The 16,616-nt window shown below is 66.2% G+C and carries 15 protein-coding genes; 4 read left to right on the forward strand and 11 right to left on the reverse strand.

What is annotated here, in order from left to right:
- Window positions 1-141: 141 nt before the first annotated feature.
- Window positions 142-441, forward strand: coding sequence for a flagellar basal body protein (locus tag N4261_RS09945; protein ID WP_261759993.1), 300 nt, complete (start codon window positions 142-144; stop codon window positions 439-441).
- Between the two features lie 234 nt (window positions 442-675).
- Here N4261_RS09945 and N4261_RS09950 read toward each other — a convergent pair whose 3' ends face one another.
- The 10 genes from N4261_RS09950 to N4261_RS09995 all read right to left on the reverse strand — a co-directional run bounded on the left by N4261_RS09950 (window position 676) and on the right by N4261_RS09995 (window position 7,996).
- A complete protein-coding gene (locus tag N4261_RS09950) occupies window positions 676-2,670 on the reverse strand; it encodes a bifunctional 2',3'-cyclic-nucleotide 2'-phosphodiesterase/3'-nucleotidase (protein WP_261759994.1) in 1,995 nt (664 codons plus the stop codon).
- A complete protein-coding gene (locus N4261_RS09955) occupies window positions 2,667-3,182 on the reverse strand; it encodes a GAF domain-containing protein (RefSeq protein ID WP_435532026.1) in 516 nt (171 codons plus the stop codon). The genes N4261_RS09950 and N4261_RS09955 overlap by 4 nt, the downstream gene beginning before the upstream one ends.
- Before the next feature lie 57 nt (window positions 3,183-3,239).
- Window positions 3,240-3,716 carry a DUF2269 family protein gene (locus tag N4261_RS09960; protein ID WP_261759995.1) on the reverse strand — a complete coding sequence of 159 codons (477 nt, stop codon included), beginning with the start codon at window positions 3,714-3,716 and terminating at the stop codon, window positions 3,240-3,242.
- A 13-nt stretch (window positions 3,717-3,729) separates the two neighbouring features.
- Window positions 3,730-4,119 carry a DoxX-like family protein gene (locus N4261_RS09965; protein WP_261759996.1) on the reverse strand — a complete coding sequence of 130 codons (390 nt, stop codon included), beginning with the start codon at window positions 4,117-4,119 and terminating at the stop codon, window positions 3,730-3,732.
- The gene (locus N4261_RS09970; protein WP_261759997.1) at window positions 4,104-4,979 is read right to left on the reverse strand and encodes an NAD-dependent epimerase/dehydratase family protein; all 876 of its coding nucleotides are present in this window, start codon (window positions 4,977-4,979) and stop codon (window positions 4,104-4,106) included. Before N4261_RS09970 ends, N4261_RS09965 begins: the two co-directional genes overlap by 16 nt.
- Window positions 4,976-5,449 carry a hypothetical protein gene (locus tag N4261_RS09975; RefSeq protein ID WP_261759998.1) on the reverse strand — a complete coding sequence of 158 codons (474 nt, stop codon included), beginning with the start codon at window positions 5,447-5,449 and terminating at the stop codon, window positions 4,976-4,978. Before N4261_RS09975 ends, N4261_RS09970 begins: the two co-directional genes overlap by 4 nt.
- A 4-nt stretch (window positions 5,450-5,453) precedes the next feature.
- Window positions 5,454-6,059: a thiol-disulfide oxidoreductase DCC family protein gene (locus N4261_RS09980; RefSeq protein ID WP_261759999.1), complete on the reverse strand. Its 606-nt coding sequence runs from the start codon at window positions 6,057-6,059 to the stop codon at window positions 5,454-5,456.
- Between the two features lie 54 nt (window positions 6,060-6,113).
- Window positions 6,114-6,644 (reverse strand): GbsR/MarR family transcriptional regulator, encoded by a 531-nt coding sequence (locus N4261_RS09985; protein ID WP_261760000.1) that lies wholly within the window; start codon window positions 6,642-6,644, stop codon window positions 6,114-6,116.
- Window positions 6,645-6,808: 164 nt separating this feature from the next.
- Window positions 6,809-7,501 carry a PEP-CTERM sorting domain-containing protein gene (locus N4261_RS09990; RefSeq protein WP_261760001.1) on the reverse strand — a complete coding sequence of 231 codons (693 nt, stop codon included), beginning with the start codon at window positions 7,499-7,501 and terminating at the stop codon, window positions 6,809-6,811.
- Between the two features lie 126 nt (window positions 7,502-7,627).
- Window positions 7,628-7,996, reverse strand: coding sequence for a hypothetical protein (locus tag N4261_RS09995; protein ID WP_261760002.1), 369 nt, complete (start codon window positions 7,994-7,996; stop codon window positions 7,628-7,630).
- Between N4261_RS09995 and N4261_RS10000 the strand changes: the two genes are divergently transcribed.
- Window positions 7,995-10,868 (forward strand): hypothetical protein, encoded by a 2,874-nt coding sequence (locus N4261_RS10000; RefSeq protein ID WP_261760003.1) that lies wholly within the window; start codon window positions 7,995-7,997, stop codon window positions 10,866-10,868. The two genes, N4261_RS09995 and N4261_RS10000, sit on opposite strands and share 2 nt — an antisense overlap.
- 117 nt (window positions 10,869-10,985) lie before the next feature.
- Complete coding sequence (locus tag N4261_RS10005; protein WP_261760004.1) at window positions 10,986-13,616, forward strand: hypothetical protein; 2,631 nt, start codon at window positions 10,986-10,988, stop codon at window positions 13,614-13,616.
- Between the two features lie 663 nt (window positions 13,617-14,279).
- Here the strand turns inward: N4261_RS10005 and N4261_RS10010 are convergent.
- A complete protein-coding gene (locus N4261_RS10010) occupies window positions 14,280-14,693 on the reverse strand; it encodes a hypothetical protein (RefSeq protein WP_261760005.1) in 414 nt (137 codons plus the stop codon).
- A 46-nt stretch (window positions 14,694-14,739) separates the two neighbouring features.
- Here N4261_RS10010 and N4261_RS10015 point away from each other — a divergent pair, with 46 nt between their 5' ends.
- On the forward strand, window positions 14,740-16,521 hold the full coding sequence (locus N4261_RS10015) for a hypothetical protein (protein WP_261760006.1): 1,782 nt from the start codon (window positions 14,740-14,742) through the stop codon (window positions 16,519-16,521).
- Window positions 16,522-16,616: the final 95 nt, after the last annotated feature.

The following is a 16,616-nucleotide window of genomic DNA, read 5'->3' on the forward strand; positions in this document are numbered from 1 at the left end:
GCCGGAAATCCATTTCTTTTCTCAAGTTCGGCTTGGCGCTGCCGATAGCGACGGATAGAGTCCTCTCTTGAGCGGTCGCTCCGGGCCTTGCAGCCAGGCGGCAGCCACCGAGGGTTCACCCTTCATTCCACGGGATTTGCCATGAGCATCAGCCTCTCGACCGCCTTGTCCGGCGTGTCCGCCGCCAATGAGCGGCTGCGCGCCTCGGCGAACAATGTCGCCAACGTCAACACCGACGGCTATCGCCGTGAGCGAGTTGAGGCTCAGACGAATGCCGCCGGCGGCGTCAGCACCCGGGTGACGAAGTTGCCGGAACCCGGCAGCGATCTGGCCGCCGACGTGGTGGAGCAGAAATCGGCAACCTATGCCTATGTCGCCAACCTGCGGGTCCTGCAGACCCAGGTGCGTGCCGAAGGCGCGCTGCTCGACATCCACGTCTAAGCAGTCCCGTCGCGGCGCGACGGTCGCCTCCCGACCGCTCAAGCGAGCTACAAAAAAACGGCCTCAAGGGCCGTTTTGTTTTTTCGGAGGGTCCTTGCGGTCCACTCACCTCAGCGCACCGCCCATGGAATCGCGGTGATGCGTGCCGAAGGTGACCAAAGGTCGCCGTTGAGGTGCAATCGCCGTGGCTGTCGATGGGAAGGTGTTGTCTCAGTCGCCCAGCCGCTTCGCCGATCAAGGCGCCAACTCGAACAGGGCTGACCCGTCCCCGTTGTCCTTGACCCATTTCACCGGCGATCCTTCGCCGACATGGCGCACCGCCGTGGCGCCGGACAGAAAGCGCAATTTCACCCCGTCCACCGGCAGGACGCGCCAGGCCGGCGCGATGCCGGCTGCCGTCGCCGAGGTCGACCCGCCAGGCGCCGCGGCCAGATAGTGGGCGAGCGCCTCCCGGGTCTCGTCCGGTGCGTCCACCACGACCTTGTCGGCACCCAGCGCGGGGAAATGCCCACCGCCGAAGGCACGGTAGTTGTTGGTCACCACCAGGAATTCCGCCGCATCGTCCAGCGGCTGGCCGCGCCAGCGCAGATCCACCACCCGGTGGCTGTCAGCGGCCGGCTTGCCGTCGCGGTCGAACCGCGCGGGCTGGCGCAGGTCCAGCGCGTACCGCAGCGCATCGTCGGCTCCCCACATCATGTCGAAGTTGAAGCCGGGGTAGGCGGTGTCCAGCAGCATCTGCTCGGCCGGGCCTTTCGGGTCGATCTGCCGGAACTGGCCGGCGGACATCTCCAGCCAATCCCGCACCTGCGCGCCGGTGAGCTTGAGCACTTTGATGGTGTTGGGATAGACATAGAGATCGGCCACATGCTTGATGGCGATCGGGCCGGCGGGGATGTCGGTGTATTGCGTCCACCCCTGGCGGCCGCCGGACTTGAAGGGCGCCGCTGCCGACAGCATCGGCAGCCGCTCCAGCGCCGTGCCTTGCACCGCGCGCCTGGCATAGGCCAGTTGCGCCATCGCCACCAGTCGCACGGCGGCGCTCTCGGTGACCTGGGAGAAATAGCTGTGGATCGGGGTGTCGGTGCGGGCGACCTCGCTGCGCACATGGTCCAGCGTGGCCTGGTGCTCGCGGGCGATGACCACGGCGGGCATCGGATCGGCTTCGGCCAGCGAGCGCCGCGAAGCGCGGTCGAAGATCGGCCGCAGGCTGGCCTGGCTGGCGACGACCTTCCAACGTCCGCCGCGATCGGACAGGCGCAGGTCGATCAGTCCCAGGTGATCGCCCCAACGGCCCGGCATGACCGTCGGCACGCCGTGCAGCCGGCCTTGTGTCAAGTCCACGCCGGGATAGCCGCTGAAGCCCGGGCCTGGAAATTCGGTATGGGCGTGGCCCAGCAGCAAGGCGTCGACACCCGGCACACGCGCCAGTTGGGCGGCCATGTTCTCGGACAGCCGAGGCAGCTCGGTCTTGTCGATGCCGGTGTGCGCGATCACGATCACCAAGTCGGCGCCCTGGCGGCGCAGTTGGGGCACGAGCTCGCGGGCCACGTCGACCATGTCCCGGACCTGGACGCGACCGGTCAGGTTTTGACGGTCCCATTCCATGATTTGCGGCGGCGTCAGGCCCAACACGCCGATCTTGAGCCGGTGGGTGCGTCCGTGCTCATCGACCAGCTCACGCGCCAGCATCACGCTGGGCTGGAAGGCGTGGCGCTGACCGTCCGCCTCCATCACATTGGCGTTCAGGTAGGGGAAGTTGGCGCCGGCGATGGCCTGCCGCAGGAAGGGCAGGCCGTAGTTGAACTCGTGGTTGCCGATGTTGGCGGCATCGACGTCCAGCAGGTTCAGGATCTTGTAGGCGGGATGGACCTCCTGCGCCGCCAGCGGCTTGATGCGGGCCACCACGTCGCCCAGCGGGCTGCCTTGCAGCAGGTCGCCGTTGTCGAACAGCAAGCTGTTGGGCGCTTCGGCACGGGCCCGATGGATCAGGGTGACAGTGCGCGCCAGACCGAACTCCTGGGTCTCACGATCCTGGTAGTAGTCGTAGCTCAACAGGTTCATGTGGAGGTCGCTGGTCTGCATCAACCGCAGACGCAGCTCCGCGGCCTGAACCTGCGTCAGCATCGACAGGCACACGCCCAGGCCGAGGACCAGCCCCAGCGCCCGGCGCACGCCGTGCCGTGCGCCACGGTCCTGAGCCGTCAGGGCGACACGCACCGGGCCGCTCATGACCAGTCGGTGCCGTCAATCAGGATCTGCAGCGCGGCCTGGAAGCCGCGAGCGTCCTCGGCATCGAAGCGGGCGGGCTCGGGGCTGTCCAGATCGAAGACCGCGCGCAGCTGGCCATCGACCACGATCGGCAACACCAGCTCGGAACGCGAGGCCGCATCGCAGGCGATGTGGCCGGGGAAGGCGTGGACATCTTCCACGAGCTGGACTTCCCGTGTCCGGGCGCAGGCACCGCAGACGCCGCGGCTGAAGGCGATCCGCACGCAGGCCACCTTGCCCTGGAACGGACCCAGCACCAGTTCCTGACCGTTCTTCGGATTCACCAGGTAGAAGCCCGACCAGTTCAGTTGCGGCACCGAGTGATAGATCAGCGCGGCGAACTGAGCCAGATTGGCCAGCCGATCGCGCTCGCCCTGCAGGAGGGCCTGGGTCTGGGCGATCAGGGTGTCATAGGAAGCGCGCTTGGCTTCCGGGCTGGACATGTCCAGCAGGGGGGTGGGTTCGAAACTCATGGGCCGGGATTGTGGCGGAAGCGGCATGACCCCGTGGTGAACGGGTGCGCCGCGCGTTCAGCCCCATAGCATCGGCTTGTTCACCATCAGGTAGAACACCACCAGCACCGCCGCGAAGGCCGGATAGCCCAGGCCTTCCCACCAGCGCGCATAGCGCCAGTACAGCGGCGGCAAGGGCTGGCCCGAGGCCAGGGCCTGATCCGCCATGGCGGAGAGCCGGATCTGCAGCCAGAGCACCGGCAGCCAGCAGGCGCCGGCCAGCAGGTACAGCGCGATGGACAGCGCCAGCCAGGGCGTGTCCAGCGGCCATCCGGCCTGCATCGCCAGCCACACGCCGCTGAGGGGCTGAACGATGACCGCCGGCGTGGTGAACCACAGGTCGGCCCGCTTGACCAGTCGCGCCACCACCGCTTGCGCGGCGAGCGAGCCGCTGCGGTTGGCGAAGAAGAGATAGAAGGCCGATCCGAATCCGGTACCGGCCAGCAGCACGCTGGAGACGATGTGCAGCCACTTGACGATGAGATAGGTGTTCATGACGGGGCAGGGATCAGGCGGGGGCGTCCTCATGCAGGATCAGCAGCAGAGCGGCAATCGGCAGGTTCTTGCTCAGCCGTCCCAGCGGATCCAGCCACAGGCCGGGCAGCAGCAGCGTGGCGACGACGGTCATCGCCAGCATCGCCAGCGCTGCCGCCAGGTAGACCCAGCGCCGGTGCCATCGCCACATGGCCAGGCCGATGACGCCATCCAGCAGCGCGCCGCCGACGATCAGCGGCGCGATCCACGCCGCCGGCGTGGCGGCATCCGCCAGCAACGCACGGCTTTGCCCATTGAATTCGATCAGGCTGACCGCGGCGGTGAGCAGCCACAGCGCGATCAGACTGGCGCGCGCGAGCAGCCGGGTGCGGCGATGCCGGAACGGGGTCAGGCCGAGTGCCATGCGGTCTCCAGGAAGCGCTCGACCGGCACCGGTGCGCGGCCCAGCAGTTGAGCGAAGGCGGCGGCATCGCCGAGGTTGTCCTGTTGCAGCAGGGACAGGCTTTCGCTGCTCCAGGGCTGGAAGGACAGGCGGTCGCCCACCAGGGCGCTCCAGCGGCTGGGCGCTTCGGGGAGCGGCAGCACGCGGGCGGGACCGTGGCCCAGTTGCCGCCGCAGCTCGCCGATGAACTCCGCCAGGCTGAGCGCTCGCGGACCGACGGCGGTGACCAGCTCCGGCCCGCCGCGCTGCAGCAGCTGAAGCACGGCATGGCCGACGTCCTGCACGGCGACCGGCTGCATGCGGGCCCGCAAGGCGGCGGCGGGCAGGATCAGCACCGGCAGCCGGGCCAGGGTCATGAACAGCGCGCTGCTGGCGCCGCCCCGACCGTAGACCACGCTGGGTCGCACGACGGTACCGTCCAGCCGACCACTGGCGCGCAGTCGCAGCAGCGTGTCGTCGGCGGCGCGCTTGGTGGTGGCGTAGCGGGTGTTGCTCTCGGCCACGCCATTGGCGGAGATCTGCACCACGCGGCCGATGCCGGCCTGGGCGCAGGCTTCGAACAGGGCGACCGGGGCCCGGTGATGCAGGGCCTCCAGCGTGCGGCCGCGGTGGTCGCGCAGCACACCGACGGCATTGACCACCGCATCGTGCCCGGCCAGACGGGGCAGCCAGTGAGCGGGGTCGTGATCGCGGGTGTAATCCTGCGTGGCGGAGCTGCCTTCAGTCACCGACAAGCCGGCCTCGCGCAGGGCGCGAACCACCCGTCGACCGATGAAACCGCTGGCACCACAGACCAGCACGGAACGGACGGCGGCGCTCACGAGGCGGCTCCCGGCAGCGCTTGGGCGACGGCCTGCGGCGAGGCGACGGCGGGCGGCGTGACGGCGCCGGCAGCGTGGCCGACGGGAACAGCGGTGGCGCTGCGGGCCGCAGTGGTCCGGGGAATCCGCGACCAGATCTGCGACGCGACCGTGCCGACGCTGATGAAGACGCCCATCGTCACCAGCCACAGCGTGCGGCGCAGGAAATCGTTCAGCGAGACGGCCCAGCCGTCGTTGTAGCCGAAGGTCAGCACCAGCAGCATGCTGCCGCTGATGGCCAGCACATTCAGCACGCGCCACCAGAACTCCGGCCCACTGTTGGCGTCTGCCGCATGGGGCTCGCCGGGGCTGCGGGTCTGTTCGCACATCCGTTGCAGGGTGGGCATCAGGATCGGTTGCAGATAGCGCAGCGCCAGTCGCGGCACGATCACCGCGATCAGCAAGCTCAGGACCAGGGTCAGTTCACTCATGGCATCACTCCTTGGGATGGGAAACCGGGTGTTCGATGGGATGGGGATTGGGATGGGAAACCGGGTGTTCGATGGGATGGGGATTGGGATGGGGAACGGTCGGGGCTGCGTCGGGCCAGGCGCATTGGCCGTCGTTGCAGGCAGCGGCGCCGGCGCGACGTTCGGCGGCGCGGCGCAGCCGGGTCTCGAACAGCACGCGGACCAGCGGCCGCGGAATGAGATAGCGGTGCCGTGCGATCAAGGGGTACGCCCAGTCGCAGACCTGGCGCAGCACCGGGGCATTCATCAGCCGTGCCACGCCGCGCAATTGGGCGCCGGCGTAGACCAGCCGCAGGGCCGCGGCACCGTTCACCCAGGCCCCGTCAGCACGCTGCACATGCATCAGGGTCATCATGGCGCGATGGTCCGGGCTGTCCGGGCTGTCCGGGAGCGGGGCCGTACCGGGCTGGGCGATGTCGACGAACCGCAGCAGACCCGCGGTGTTGCGCAGCCCCAGGTTGTGCATCTCCGCGCTGCAGATCGGGCAGGCGCCGTCGAAGAACACGGTCAAGGGATAGATCGCCGGATCGGCGGAGAGGCCGGTGGGGACACCAAGTCGCGTGGTGGTCATGAGTGATCCGATATTTCAGTAAGGACAGAAATTCGCGGCCAAAAAAAGGGGCGATCAAGCCCCGTCGCCCCGCACGAAGCGCTGCACGCTGGCGCCCAGCTTCAGCACCTTTTCCAGAGTGCTGGGGGACAGCCGCATCATTTCCTCGGACCAGGCGCCGAGGGTCTGCATCAGGCGCAGACAGTCGCGGACCCGGTCCTGGGCATCGGGCGTTTCGTGCTTGAAGCCTTCATCGTTGACCAGCTCGGCCAGCATGCGCACGGTGGGATCGAATTCCCGCTGCTTGCGTTCTTTGACGATGGTGCGCAGCAGCTCCCACACATCGACCGAGGTCTCGAAGTAATCGCGCCGGTCGCCGAGGATGTGGGTGACACGCACCAGGTTCCAGCTGGTCAGCTCCTTCAGGCTGGTGCTGACGTTGGAGCGGGCGACCGACAGCGTCTCGGCGATGTCTTCCGCATGCAGCGGACGGCCGTGGAAATAGAGCAGGGCGTGAATCTGGGCGACCGTTCGGTTCACGCCCCAGGCGCTGCCCATCTCTCCCCAGTGGAGGACGAAGCGCTGAGCGGTATTGCTGAGTTCCATGGCGCTCACTGTAGTCCGACAGAAATTTCTGTCAAGACAGAAATTGAAAGGCGCCAATGTGGCAACACCGGTGCCTCGGGCGGGAGCGTTCCAGCGCAGCGCAGGCGCCGCCCGTCCAGGGCGCTCGCGTCCCCGTCAGCCCCCCGTCACCCCCGGCACGCCGCTCACGCGACGCCTGCACCCCCGTGCGATCGCCAGTGCTTGCGGGTGAGGCCGCCGAGCAATGCGAGGCCGGCCAGCGTCAGCACATAGGTGGCGGGTTCCGGCACCAGGGCTGTCACCGACCAGATGCCCGGGGAATTGATCAGCCCGCCGGATTGACCGACATACGCCTCATAGCCGCCATCGAGCATGTCCCGCTGCCAGGAGGTGCTGAGCATCAGCCAGCCTTCCCGGCCGGTGGGATAGAAGGTGGAGGTGCGGATGGACATGTCCCAACCGGTGGGTTGGTTCAGGAAGTTGAAGTCGGCCATGCTGAAGGTCGCGGTGACGTTCGGGCCGTTGGGGCAGCCCGGACATTCGATGGGCGGCGGCGCGGGGAAATCCAGCGTGGAGCGACTGCCGGAGTCGTGGTCGGTGAGTGTGAGACTGAAGCTGCGGATGTCCGACAGCGTGACGGTGCCGCTGAGCGGCGCGTTGGCGATGATCTGCGCATCGATGGACACCAGCGAGAAGCTTCGGCCGCCGGAAGGATCCCCGGGCTCGGAGAAGTAATTCACCGTGGTCATCGTGAAGGCGTTGCCGGTGTAGTTGTACTGGTAGTACTCGGCGCGGGCCGGGGCGGGCGCCAAGGCCATCAAGGCCGCGGCGCCGAGTGCGGCGACCAGCGGGATCCTGGACATCGGGAAGGTCTGCATGGGGAGGTCTCCTGAGGTGTTGCGGAGCCTGAAGGCGCGACCGGTGCGGCGGCAACAGACCGCCCGGCGTCATGAGCTGAATCGGAGAGGGCCGATCCAGCCGAATCCCTGCAATGGAAACGAGCGTCAGTTGCGATCGTGGCGCACGGGCAGCGAGGCGGTGCTGTCCGGCACCTCGGTGACGGTGCCGCTGGCGCGCCGGCTGGGGCGGGAAGGCCGGCCGACTGGAGCGGTGGAGGTGGGCACGGCCTGGGTCGCGGATTCGTTTGCCGGGGCAACGACCGGTGATGTCGCCGGTGTGACGATGTCTGACGCGGCTGGCCCCGTCATCGGCGCGGAGGATGCGGCGGGCGATTGCATCTGAGCGGGATCCAGCGGAGGCCCCAGCGTGCCGGATTGCCTTCGGCTGGCACTGCCATCCGCGCTCATGCTGGCACTGGCACTGGCACTGGCACTGGCACTGGCACTGGTGGGCGACACCTGAGTCTGCGCCATGGCAGCCGCTGCGACGGCAGTCACGCACAGGGCGATCACGCCAACATTCAGGTGTTTCATGGGCCACCCCCCTTCGCGATCTGAGGTCAGGTGTCGTGCGGAAACTGCGGGCTCACGACGGACAGTCCACGCGGCAATCCGCGTTCCTGACGATTTTTCCGGCGCGCGTGGGGAGCGCGCGGTGGCGTCGTCAGGAGCGATGGTGAGGCTGGCATGCAGGTGCGGCTGTTCTTTGAGGGGTGCGCGGTCAGGAACCTCGGTCGGGCGGGGCCAACTCATCGGCATGAATTACGCCCAAGCCGTTGCCGGCTCCCTGCGGGTCAGCGATCGGATGTCGCGTCCTGTGGTGGACGACCCTTCGATGTCGTTGTTTCCCGTCGCGACACCGGATCGACCGCCATCACCCGCTTCGGCCCTGCCGCTGCTGCGCGAGTGGTCCCAGCAGTTTTCGGAACCGGGCGCCTGGAGCGCCGATGCCTGGCGCGCCGTGGGTCTGGCGATCCTGGCCATGCCCGACTGGCCCGGTCCGTCGCTGGACATCGAGGTGGGTGGCCACCACCACGTCTACGTGCGTCCCGGCGAGTCGACCGAGTGCATCCGTCTGGTCCAGGGGCGAGACCACCGGCATTGGTCGGTCCACCACGAGGGTGCCGCCACGCCGCTCGCGCGACCCGGTGGTGACGCATTCTTCGAGGCGCTGGTGGAGGGGTTGAACGAATCGCCGGTGCCGCGCGAGGCGGTCCGGTCGCCGCGGTACTGGCGTGAGCGCGTGGCCCGCACCTTGAGCGACGGCGTGGCTCATTGGCCTGCCGCAGCCGGGCCGGCTCGGTGGCTGGATGAACTGCTCCAACCGCTGCCCCAACCCCTGGAGCGGGCGGTGGCGGCCGTGGCGGCGCAGACCGCCACCCCGGCGTGGGCTGACGTCGTCCGGCGCCAGGCGGTCGATCGGCCGTCCCGCCAGGACGGGATCTTCGCGCGCAGGTTCTGGCCGGCCGAGCAGGTCATCGATCCACCTCCACCGCCGTTGGTCAACGGTGACCGCTCGGCCGATCCTTGCTGCAACCTGCCGCTGAATGATCACCCGAACTTCCTGGATGAGCCCGAGATCGCCGAAGCGCTGTACCAGACCCGTGCCGAACTGGACCGCTTCCGGCTGCATGACGCTTGTTGCGTGGTCGAAGCCATCGAGCCCTCCTTCAAGACGCCGATGATTCTGATGATCGAAATCTGCGGCTTGGCCGTGCAGAACGATGAGACCCATCGGGCCGCCCGGATGTTGGAGCGGCTGGCCCAGGGGCCCTCGCCGATGTTCACGCCGCTGTTGGGCTATGACCCGGCGGTGAACACGCTGGACTTTCACTACGCCAAACTGCTGAGACTGGAGACCGTTCCTGCCTGGGCGCGACCGGAACGTCAGGCGGGCCCGTGGTCGAGGCAGGAACAGCAGGCCGTGCTGCAGTCCTTCTATCAGAATGGTGCCGCGTCAGCCGCGCTGGCTGAGGTGTTGTTCGAACTGCACCGTTCACGAGGCCGTCTGGGACCAGGCTCGCACCTGGTTGTTGGAGAGCATGGCACGGGCAAGTTGCGGCGCACCATGGTTCGTTGCCTGCAGGGCTGCGGCTGGGGATGGCAACCCGCGCTGTACCTGTCGAAGGCCTCGGAGATGCGCGGGCGGATTGTCATCGCGCCGCCCGACGGCAGTCTGACGGTGCAGCAGCGCTGGACCCGCTCATTCCGCTATGACGTGGCGGAGTTTGAGCAGGCCCTGGCGGCGGCGGCGGCGGCGGGTCATGCCGAGGTGGCCATGTCCGACCAGCGCGTACTGCTGCAGGTTCAAACCGAGGCGTACTTTCATTTCGGCATGAGCCAGATGCTGAAGATGTTCAACGCACAAGCGCGGTTGCCGCCCTTGCTCTATACGCGGTTGTTTCTCAGTGCGGTGAAGCTCGACCACGTGGACCTGTTGATGCAACCGGTGCAGGCCATGCTCCAACGCTATCGGCCGCTCTCTGCGGCCACCTGGGAGGTCCTGCTGAGCGACGCGTCGAAAGGACGGACGCCGCACTGGCGGAAATGCGAGCAGGTGGTGGCATTCATGCAACGTGAGGGCGTGACCCTCTCCGACAGGATGGCCGTACTGATCCTGCAGTCCGCCAGCCAGCGTTGGCACATCGACAAGGTGGCCAAGATGACCGCGGCCTCCGAGGGTGCAGCACGCTCGCCACGTTCCTTCTTGCGCCAGGCTTTCCTGAAGGCCGCCTGCGCTGTGGGGGACCAGGACCGATGGGACGTTGAACTGGCACGTCTGGGCGGACGAAATCAGCCGGCCTTTCAAGCCATTCGCGACCATGAGGTCCTGTTGCTGAGTCAGGTCCGCTCGATCGATGACGGCATGGCGTTGCACGACCGCCTTCGCGCAGCCGGCGTCCGATTCAGCAGGAAGGTGATGGTCAAGCTGCTGCCGTTGGTGTGGGCCCACAAGCGCTGGAAGGTGGCGGCGAAGATGATCCGGGCCTCGATCCGGGGAGAGGACGGCATCTATGTGCCAACCTTGGGTTGGGAGCCGTCGCAGGATCGCGACAGCCTCCGTTTAGACCGCTTTGGTCTGCTGAAAAACGAAGCGAGAACCGAGGCCATCCCGGCGCTGACCTTGACCGAGTGCATGTCCATCGTCGCTCTGCACTGGCTGTCAGGGCGTCTGACCATCGGCACGCTGCTTTCCTTGGGGGAGGGCAGCACCGCCGTGAGCGAACCGGCGACTCGGCCGCATTTGGCAACGATGGGGCTGATGCTCAAACCCTTTGAGCCCCGGCACGACGGCATCGTCAGCGTTTGGCAGGTCGCCCCGCTGCGCACCGATGACCCGCGTTGAGCGAAGACGAAACCGCGACCGCCATGGCATGAGGGCCATCCATCGGAAGCGGTGGTGAGGCGTCTCATGAGGCTGGTCGTCCACGAACCGCCGTCACGGACCTTCAACTCATTCCGCATGAACAATGCCCAAGCCTTCGCAGGTTCATCGTCGGTGAGTGAGCTCATGTCCAGCTTGTCGATGAAAGACGAGCCGCCATCGCTACTGTCATCGTCGCCGTCATCGTCGCTGTCATCGTCGCAGAGGGGCGCACCAGCGGAGCGCACCCGATCACCTGCCTCGACCCTGGCGCTGTTACGTGAGTGGTCACAGCAATTGTCGGAACCCGGCGCCTGGAGCGCCGATGCCTGGCGCGCCGTGGGACTGGCCATCCTGGCCATGCCCGACTGGGCGGGGCCGTCGCTGGAGGTCGATGTGCAGGGCCATGGGCACGTCTACATCGGCGCGCAAGCGTCGCCGCAACGGATTCGCCTGGTCCAGGGGCAGGACCCGCGACGTTGGAAGGTCCACCATGACGGCGCGGCGTCGCCAACGCTCGAGCGGTGCGGCGGCGACGCCTTCTTCGAGGCGCTTGCCCAGGGGCTTGGGGAGCAATGGCGGGCGCCTGCCAAGTTTTCCGATGCCCACGGTTTGCGTCGGCAGGTATCGGACACGCTGTGCGAGGGCGTGGGAGGGAAGGATGGCGATCGCTACCCGGCAGATTGGTTGAATGAGTTGCTGGAGCAACTGCCCGAGCCGATACATCGCGAGCGTGGTCATGAACATTCGGTACGCGTGGTGCGACATGCCATGCTGATGGCCTCGCCTGAGGCAGCGCCCGAGGCGCAGGGAACTTTGCCCTCCCGTGTGGCCCCCAGGCTGATGTCGGCGCCGGAGCTCTCGTCGTCGATCCAGACGGAGGGAGCGCACCACACCAACAGCTTCAGCTACCTCTTCGAGCCCGAGGTGCGAGGGATGGTGAACAGGGCACAACGCGCATTGCACGCGAAAGACTTCGATGAGGCCTGCCGTCTTGTCGAGCGCATCGAGCCGAGGTTCAAGACGCCCTTCTCCATCGTGTCAAAGATCTGCGGCATTGCCGTGAGAGAGGGGCACATCCAAAGAGCTGTTCAGATGATCGAACGGCTGGCCAAAGGGTCGAAGGCCATGTTCAGGCCCAATATCGGCTTTGACGCGGCAATCAACACGTTGGACCTTCACCTGGCAGCGCTCTTCACGCCGGAAACCGTTCCAAAGCAGTATTACCCCGCCGACCTGCGGTCCCCTCAATCGGATACGGACACACAGGCGCTGCTCGACGCGTTGCACAAGTCGGGCGCCGCATGTACAGGGATGGCCACGGTGCTTTTCTCGCTCCACGTCGATCGCGGCAATCTGAAGGAGGGCACGCATGTGATTGTCGGAATGCACGGAACGGGCAGGCTGCGTCAGGCGATTGAGCGGTGCGCCAAGGATTACCGCTGGGAATGCGAGCCAACCAAGCGCTTCGGAACGTCGTTCGATCATCCGGGTGCACTTGTCATCTTGCCGACCAACCGCAACCTGGCCCGTTTCCATCGCTATGAGAGAACGCCCGATGACCAGCTCATGAGGTTCATCGATGGTCTGGTGGCCGACTGTGCCCGTGGGGGGGAACTGCGGGACGACCGGTCGCGCCAGACGAGGCAGCGAGCCGTCCACATGGGAATGGGGATCAATGGGCTGCTGTCGTTGCTGGATTCGCAGGGAAAAGCACCCATCAATTTTTACGAGGATGTGTTCCGAGATGCCATCGTTGCGGGACGGCCAGACGACTACGAACCAGCCCTCGATGCGTTGTTGGATCGATTCAAACCGCTGCCCCCTCAGACGTGGTTGAGGCTGCTGAGCTTGGCTGCACGCGAGAACGTGAACACCTGGGACTGCTGTGGTCTTGTCCTGTCTCGAATGCAACGCGAAGGCGTTGCGATGACCGATGAAGCCGCGTGCTTGATGGTGACGGCGGCGCGATCAAACCAGGACTTTTATGCCGCGGAAAAGCTCGTTGCGGTCGCCAACCGTGCCGTGTGTCCAATCAACGAACGCCTGTTGCAGGCGTTCATGAGGAGTTCCGCGTTTCTCGGATGGCCGCAGAAGTGGGACCATTTCAAGCGCCAACTTTCAGGAAAGGGACGCCAGGCGTTCGAGGCGATCCGTTCGTACGAGACGATCTTGCTGAGTCGGCGCAAGAAATACGGTCAAGCAATGGAGTTGTATGCGCAACTTCGTAGGGCCGGTACCCCCTTTGATCGTCTGGTCATCAGGCGGTTGCTCAACGACCTGTGGAACGCCGGGATGTGGCGGCAGGCCGTGGATGTGCTGCAGGGATGCGTCAACAGTTCTGACGGAATTTACCTCCCCCCTCTGGGATTGAGTCGCGTGGAGAGCATCACGACGCTCAAGTTGCCAAGGTATGCCCTTCTTCAGTCCGGGTCCGATCCTGAATGCCCCTCGCTCTCACTGCCGGAGGCGATGTCAATTCTGGGGCTGCACGTCGTCAAGGGTCGGCTGCCAGCGGGTTCTCACATCCTGCTGGGCGCGAAAGACGCTGCGATCAATGAGACTCAGGCCAGGCCCGGGCTCAGCGCGATGGGTTTGGTCCTCAGGCCGTTGAGCGCCACAGGCGCCCGCGATGCGGTGGCTTGGGTCTTGTGCGAGACCTCGACGTCGGAGGTGGATGGGTCGTCGACCCCCACCCCAGGTGTCGGGCGATCAACTCATCGACGTTGAGCGACGACCAAGCAGTCGCACGACGAACACCGGCGGAAGAACAGACCGCTGTGATGGCCATGATGCCTTCCCTGGTCTGAATGCCTGTGGAGGGTGCGCGCAGGAACCGCCGTCCTTCGCGATCAACTCATCCCCCATGAACTATGCCCTTGCCCAGGCGGGCCCACGGATGGTGAACGATGGGCTGCTCCCCAGCGCATCGGAAGACCCGCGCATGCCCCGGTCCTCTGCCGAAATATGGCCGTGCCCGCCTTCCGCCGCTTCGGCCTTGCCGGTGTTGGACGAGTGGTCCAGGCAACTGTCTGTACCGGGCGCCTGGAGCATCGATGCCTGGCGCGCGGTGTGCTTGGCGATGCTGGTGATGCCGGACTGGCCCGGGCCCTGGGTGAAGGTCGAGGTGCGTGGCCGGCCGCATGTCTACATGGACCCCAGGGGGTCGGGCGAAAACATTCACTTGGTACAGGGCCGGGACCCCGAAACCTGGTGGGCCCGCCAGGACGGTGCCGCGGCGCCACCGATCGTGCGGCGCGGTGGGGATGCCTTCCTCGAGGCCGTGGTGGACGGTCTCGACAATTGCAGCGTTCAGTGCAAATCGGTGTCGACCGCCCAGGACTGGCGACGCCGAGTGTCCGACACATTGCGGCATGGCACTGCGGACTGGCGTCATGCGTACTCCCCCACCCATTGGCTGAATGAATTGCTGTGGATCTTGCCGCAGCCGATCAAAGAGGAAGCGCCTTGGGCCCAAGCGGTCAGGGCGAGGATCGATGGGGCCCGGCGTGCCGCGGCGTTGCAAACTTCCGGTGGACGAGTGGCCTTGCAGCCGGCGGTCCGGGGTTCGGGAACGGGTTCGGATTCGTTCCTGAGGACGACCATGACCTCAACGTCGGCGTCCGCGTCGGCGTCGGCGTCAGCGTCAGCGTCCGCCTCATCGTCAGCGTCCGCTTCCGCGTCATCGTCGACACCGACACCGACACCGACACCGCCGTTCGACCTGGTCGTACCGTCGGATCCGGAATCCAGGGCGCACAGGGCGTCGAGGGATCGCTCGACATGGCAACCGTTGATCGGTTCCAAGGCGCATGAGGGCACCTGCGGAAGCCTTTCCGACAACCTTCCCTTCATGGATGAGGTTGAGGTTGGGATGGAGTCGGTCGTGCACCGTGCGCATCAAGCCCTGAATCAGGGCCTGTTTGGTTGGGCGTGCCAAATTCTGGAACAGATCCGTCCTCGTTATCAGGTGCCGTTGTCCATCGTATCGAGGGCCTGCAGGATCGCGGTGGAATCGGCGCAAATTCCACGGGCGGCCAAACTGCTGGAGCGTCTGGCCGACGGCGACAGCCGCATGTTCCAGGGTGCCCTGGGTTACGACGCGGTGGGCAATACGCTGGATTTTCACTATGCGTCCACCTTGACCCCCGAGGTGATGCCAGGCCGGTTTCATCCCGAGGACCTGCGCGAGCCACAGACGCCTGTTCAACGCAAGGCACTGCTCAACACGCTCTTCGGAAACGCCGCGCTGTCCTCCGCAATCGCGGAGGTGTTGTTCGAGCTCCACGTGGCACGAAAGCGCTTGCGTGTGGGGTCGCACATCGTGGTGGGCGAGCACGGTCAGGGCACGCTCAAGGCGACCATGGCACGATGCATTGAGGCCAAGGGCTGGACCTGGCAGACCGCCCTGGTGATGGGCAAAAAGGTCGCTGTAAGGGGACAGATCGTCATCGGCCCGGCGTCGGGGGAGTTGCCGCTATCGGATCGCTGGGCCGTGGCTTCGAACGATCCTTCCTCGTACTACCGCGATCGCCTCGCCGCCGTGGTCGAGCGAGGGGACGTGCTCCCAGAAGAGGCCGAAGGGCTGAGGTTTGCGCAGCGCCGTACGCTCGCCTACCTCGGCAGCAAACGGCTGCTGGCGATACTCGACGGACTGGCCGGGGTGCCATTCATCCTCTACCACTGGCTTTGGCGGGATCTGGCCCGATCGGAGCGGGTCGACGACCTGCGCCATGCCACCGAATCCCTCGTCATACGTTACCGACCTTTGACCGAACCGATGTGGTGCAACTTGCTGACGACCGTTTCCAGGGCCGGCACGAAGCGGGCGAACTACGGTGCGGTGGTGCTGGAATACATGAATCGTGAGCACGTGGTGCCCACCGAGCCCATGCTGTGCTTGATGGCTTGCGCGGCGAACCGCCAGAGCGATCTGGCGGAGGTGCAAGTCGCGGCCGATGCGGCTCGGGCAGCCGGACGCACGATCGGGCAACCCTTCACATTGGCCATGATGAAGGCGGCGGCGGCGACGGGTGACGTCCGGCGGTGGGCCGCCGTTCGGAAGGAGCTGGGCGGCAGAGACAGCCCGGCCTTCCAGTCGGTGCGCGAGTGGGAGGTGCTGCTGCTGGTCCGTTTACGAAAGTACGACGCGGCCATGAAGCTGCAGGATGACCTGCGCAAGGCAAACGTCAGGTTTGAGCGAGACATGATGATCATTCTGTTGAAGTCGATCTGGTTGGCGGAGCGATGGCCGTTGTCCGCGCGAGTCCTGCAGTCGTCGCTCCAAAGCGGTGACGATTTCTATGAGCCGCGCCTGGGGTGGAGCCGGGAAACCCAGATATCGACCTTCAGTCTGCATCGCTACGGCCTGCTGAAGCATCCGACGCCCGACACCCGGGTCAGGGCCCTGACGATGTTTGAGGGTTTAACCATCCTGGCCACGCATTGGGCGTCCGGCCGGCTCTCAGAGGGGGCGGTGATCGACATGGCCGGGGCTCAAGCGGCCGTCAGCGAAGAACTCGTTCGGCCCTGGCTCCGCCAGATGGGCATCGTGCTCGAGCCCATCCGCCAAGATGCCCACACACTGTCCGGCTTCTGGCGGGTGGCTGAGCTGCCCGAGTGGCCCGGGGGTTGATCGCTGAGCTTGAAGGTACTGAAGGCGCTGATGGCGCTGATAGCGCCCGGGCGTTTACGAAGCGAAAAGGCCCGGTGACATCACGCCACCGGGCC

This window comes from Roseateles amylovorans (assembly GCF_025398155.2).
Taxonomy (GTDB): Bacteria; Pseudomonadota; Gammaproteobacteria; order Burkholderiales; family Burkholderiaceae_C; genus Roseateles; species Roseateles amylovorans.

Bases quoted from the DNA above. Each gene is read 5' to 3' on its own strand.
- N4261_RS09950 (WP_261759994.1), bottom strand. From the start codon at position 2,670: ATGAGCGGCCCGGTGCGTGTCGCCCTGACGGCTCAGGACCGTGGCGCA.
- N4261_RS09960 (WP_261759995.1), bottom strand. From the start codon at position 3,716: ATGAACACCTATCTCATCGTCAAGTGGCTGCACATCGTCTCCAGCGTG.
- N4261_RS09945 (WP_261759993.1), top strand. From the start codon at position 142: ATGAGCATCAGCCTCTCGACCGCCTTGTCCGGCGTGTCCGCCGCCAAT.
- N4261_RS10000 (WP_261760003.1), top strand. From the start codon at position 7,995: ATGGCAGCCGCTGCGACGGCAGTCACGCACAGGGCGATCACGCCAACA.
- N4261_RS09975 (WP_261759998.1), bottom strand. From the start codon at position 5,449: ATGAGTGAACTGACCCTGGTCCTGAGCTTGCTGATCGCGGTGATCGTG.
- N4261_RS10015 (WP_261760006.1), top strand. From the start codon at position 14,740: ATGGATGAGGTTGAGGTTGGGATGGAGTCGGTCGTGCACCGTGCGCAT.
- N4261_RS09995 (WP_261760002.1), bottom strand. From the start codon at position 7,996: ATGGCGCAGACTCAGGTGTCGCCCACCAGTGCCAGTGCCAGTGCCAGT.
- N4261_RS10005 (WP_261760004.1), top strand. From the start codon at position 10,986: ATGAACAATGCCCAAGCCTTCGCAGGTTCATCGTCGGTGAGTGAGCTC.
- N4261_RS09965 (WP_261759996.1), bottom strand. From the start codon at position 4,119: ATGGCACTCGGCCTGACCCCGTTCCGGCATCGCCGCACCCGGCTGCTC.
- N4261_RS09990 (WP_261760001.1), bottom strand. From the start codon at position 7,501: ATGCAGACCTTCCCGATGTCCAGGATCCCGCTGGTCGCCGCACTCGGC.
- N4261_RS09985 (WP_261760000.1), bottom strand. From the start codon at position 6,644: ATGGAACTCAGCAATACCGCTCAGCGCTTCGTCCTCCACTGGGGAGAG.
- N4261_RS09955 (WP_435532026.1), bottom strand. From the start codon at position 3,182: ATGAGTTTCGAACCCACCCCCCTGCTGGACATGTCCAGCCCGGAAGCC.
- N4261_RS09980 (WP_261759999.1), bottom strand. From the start codon at position 6,059: ATGACCACCACGCGACTTGGTGTCCCCACCGGCCTCTCCGCCGATCCG.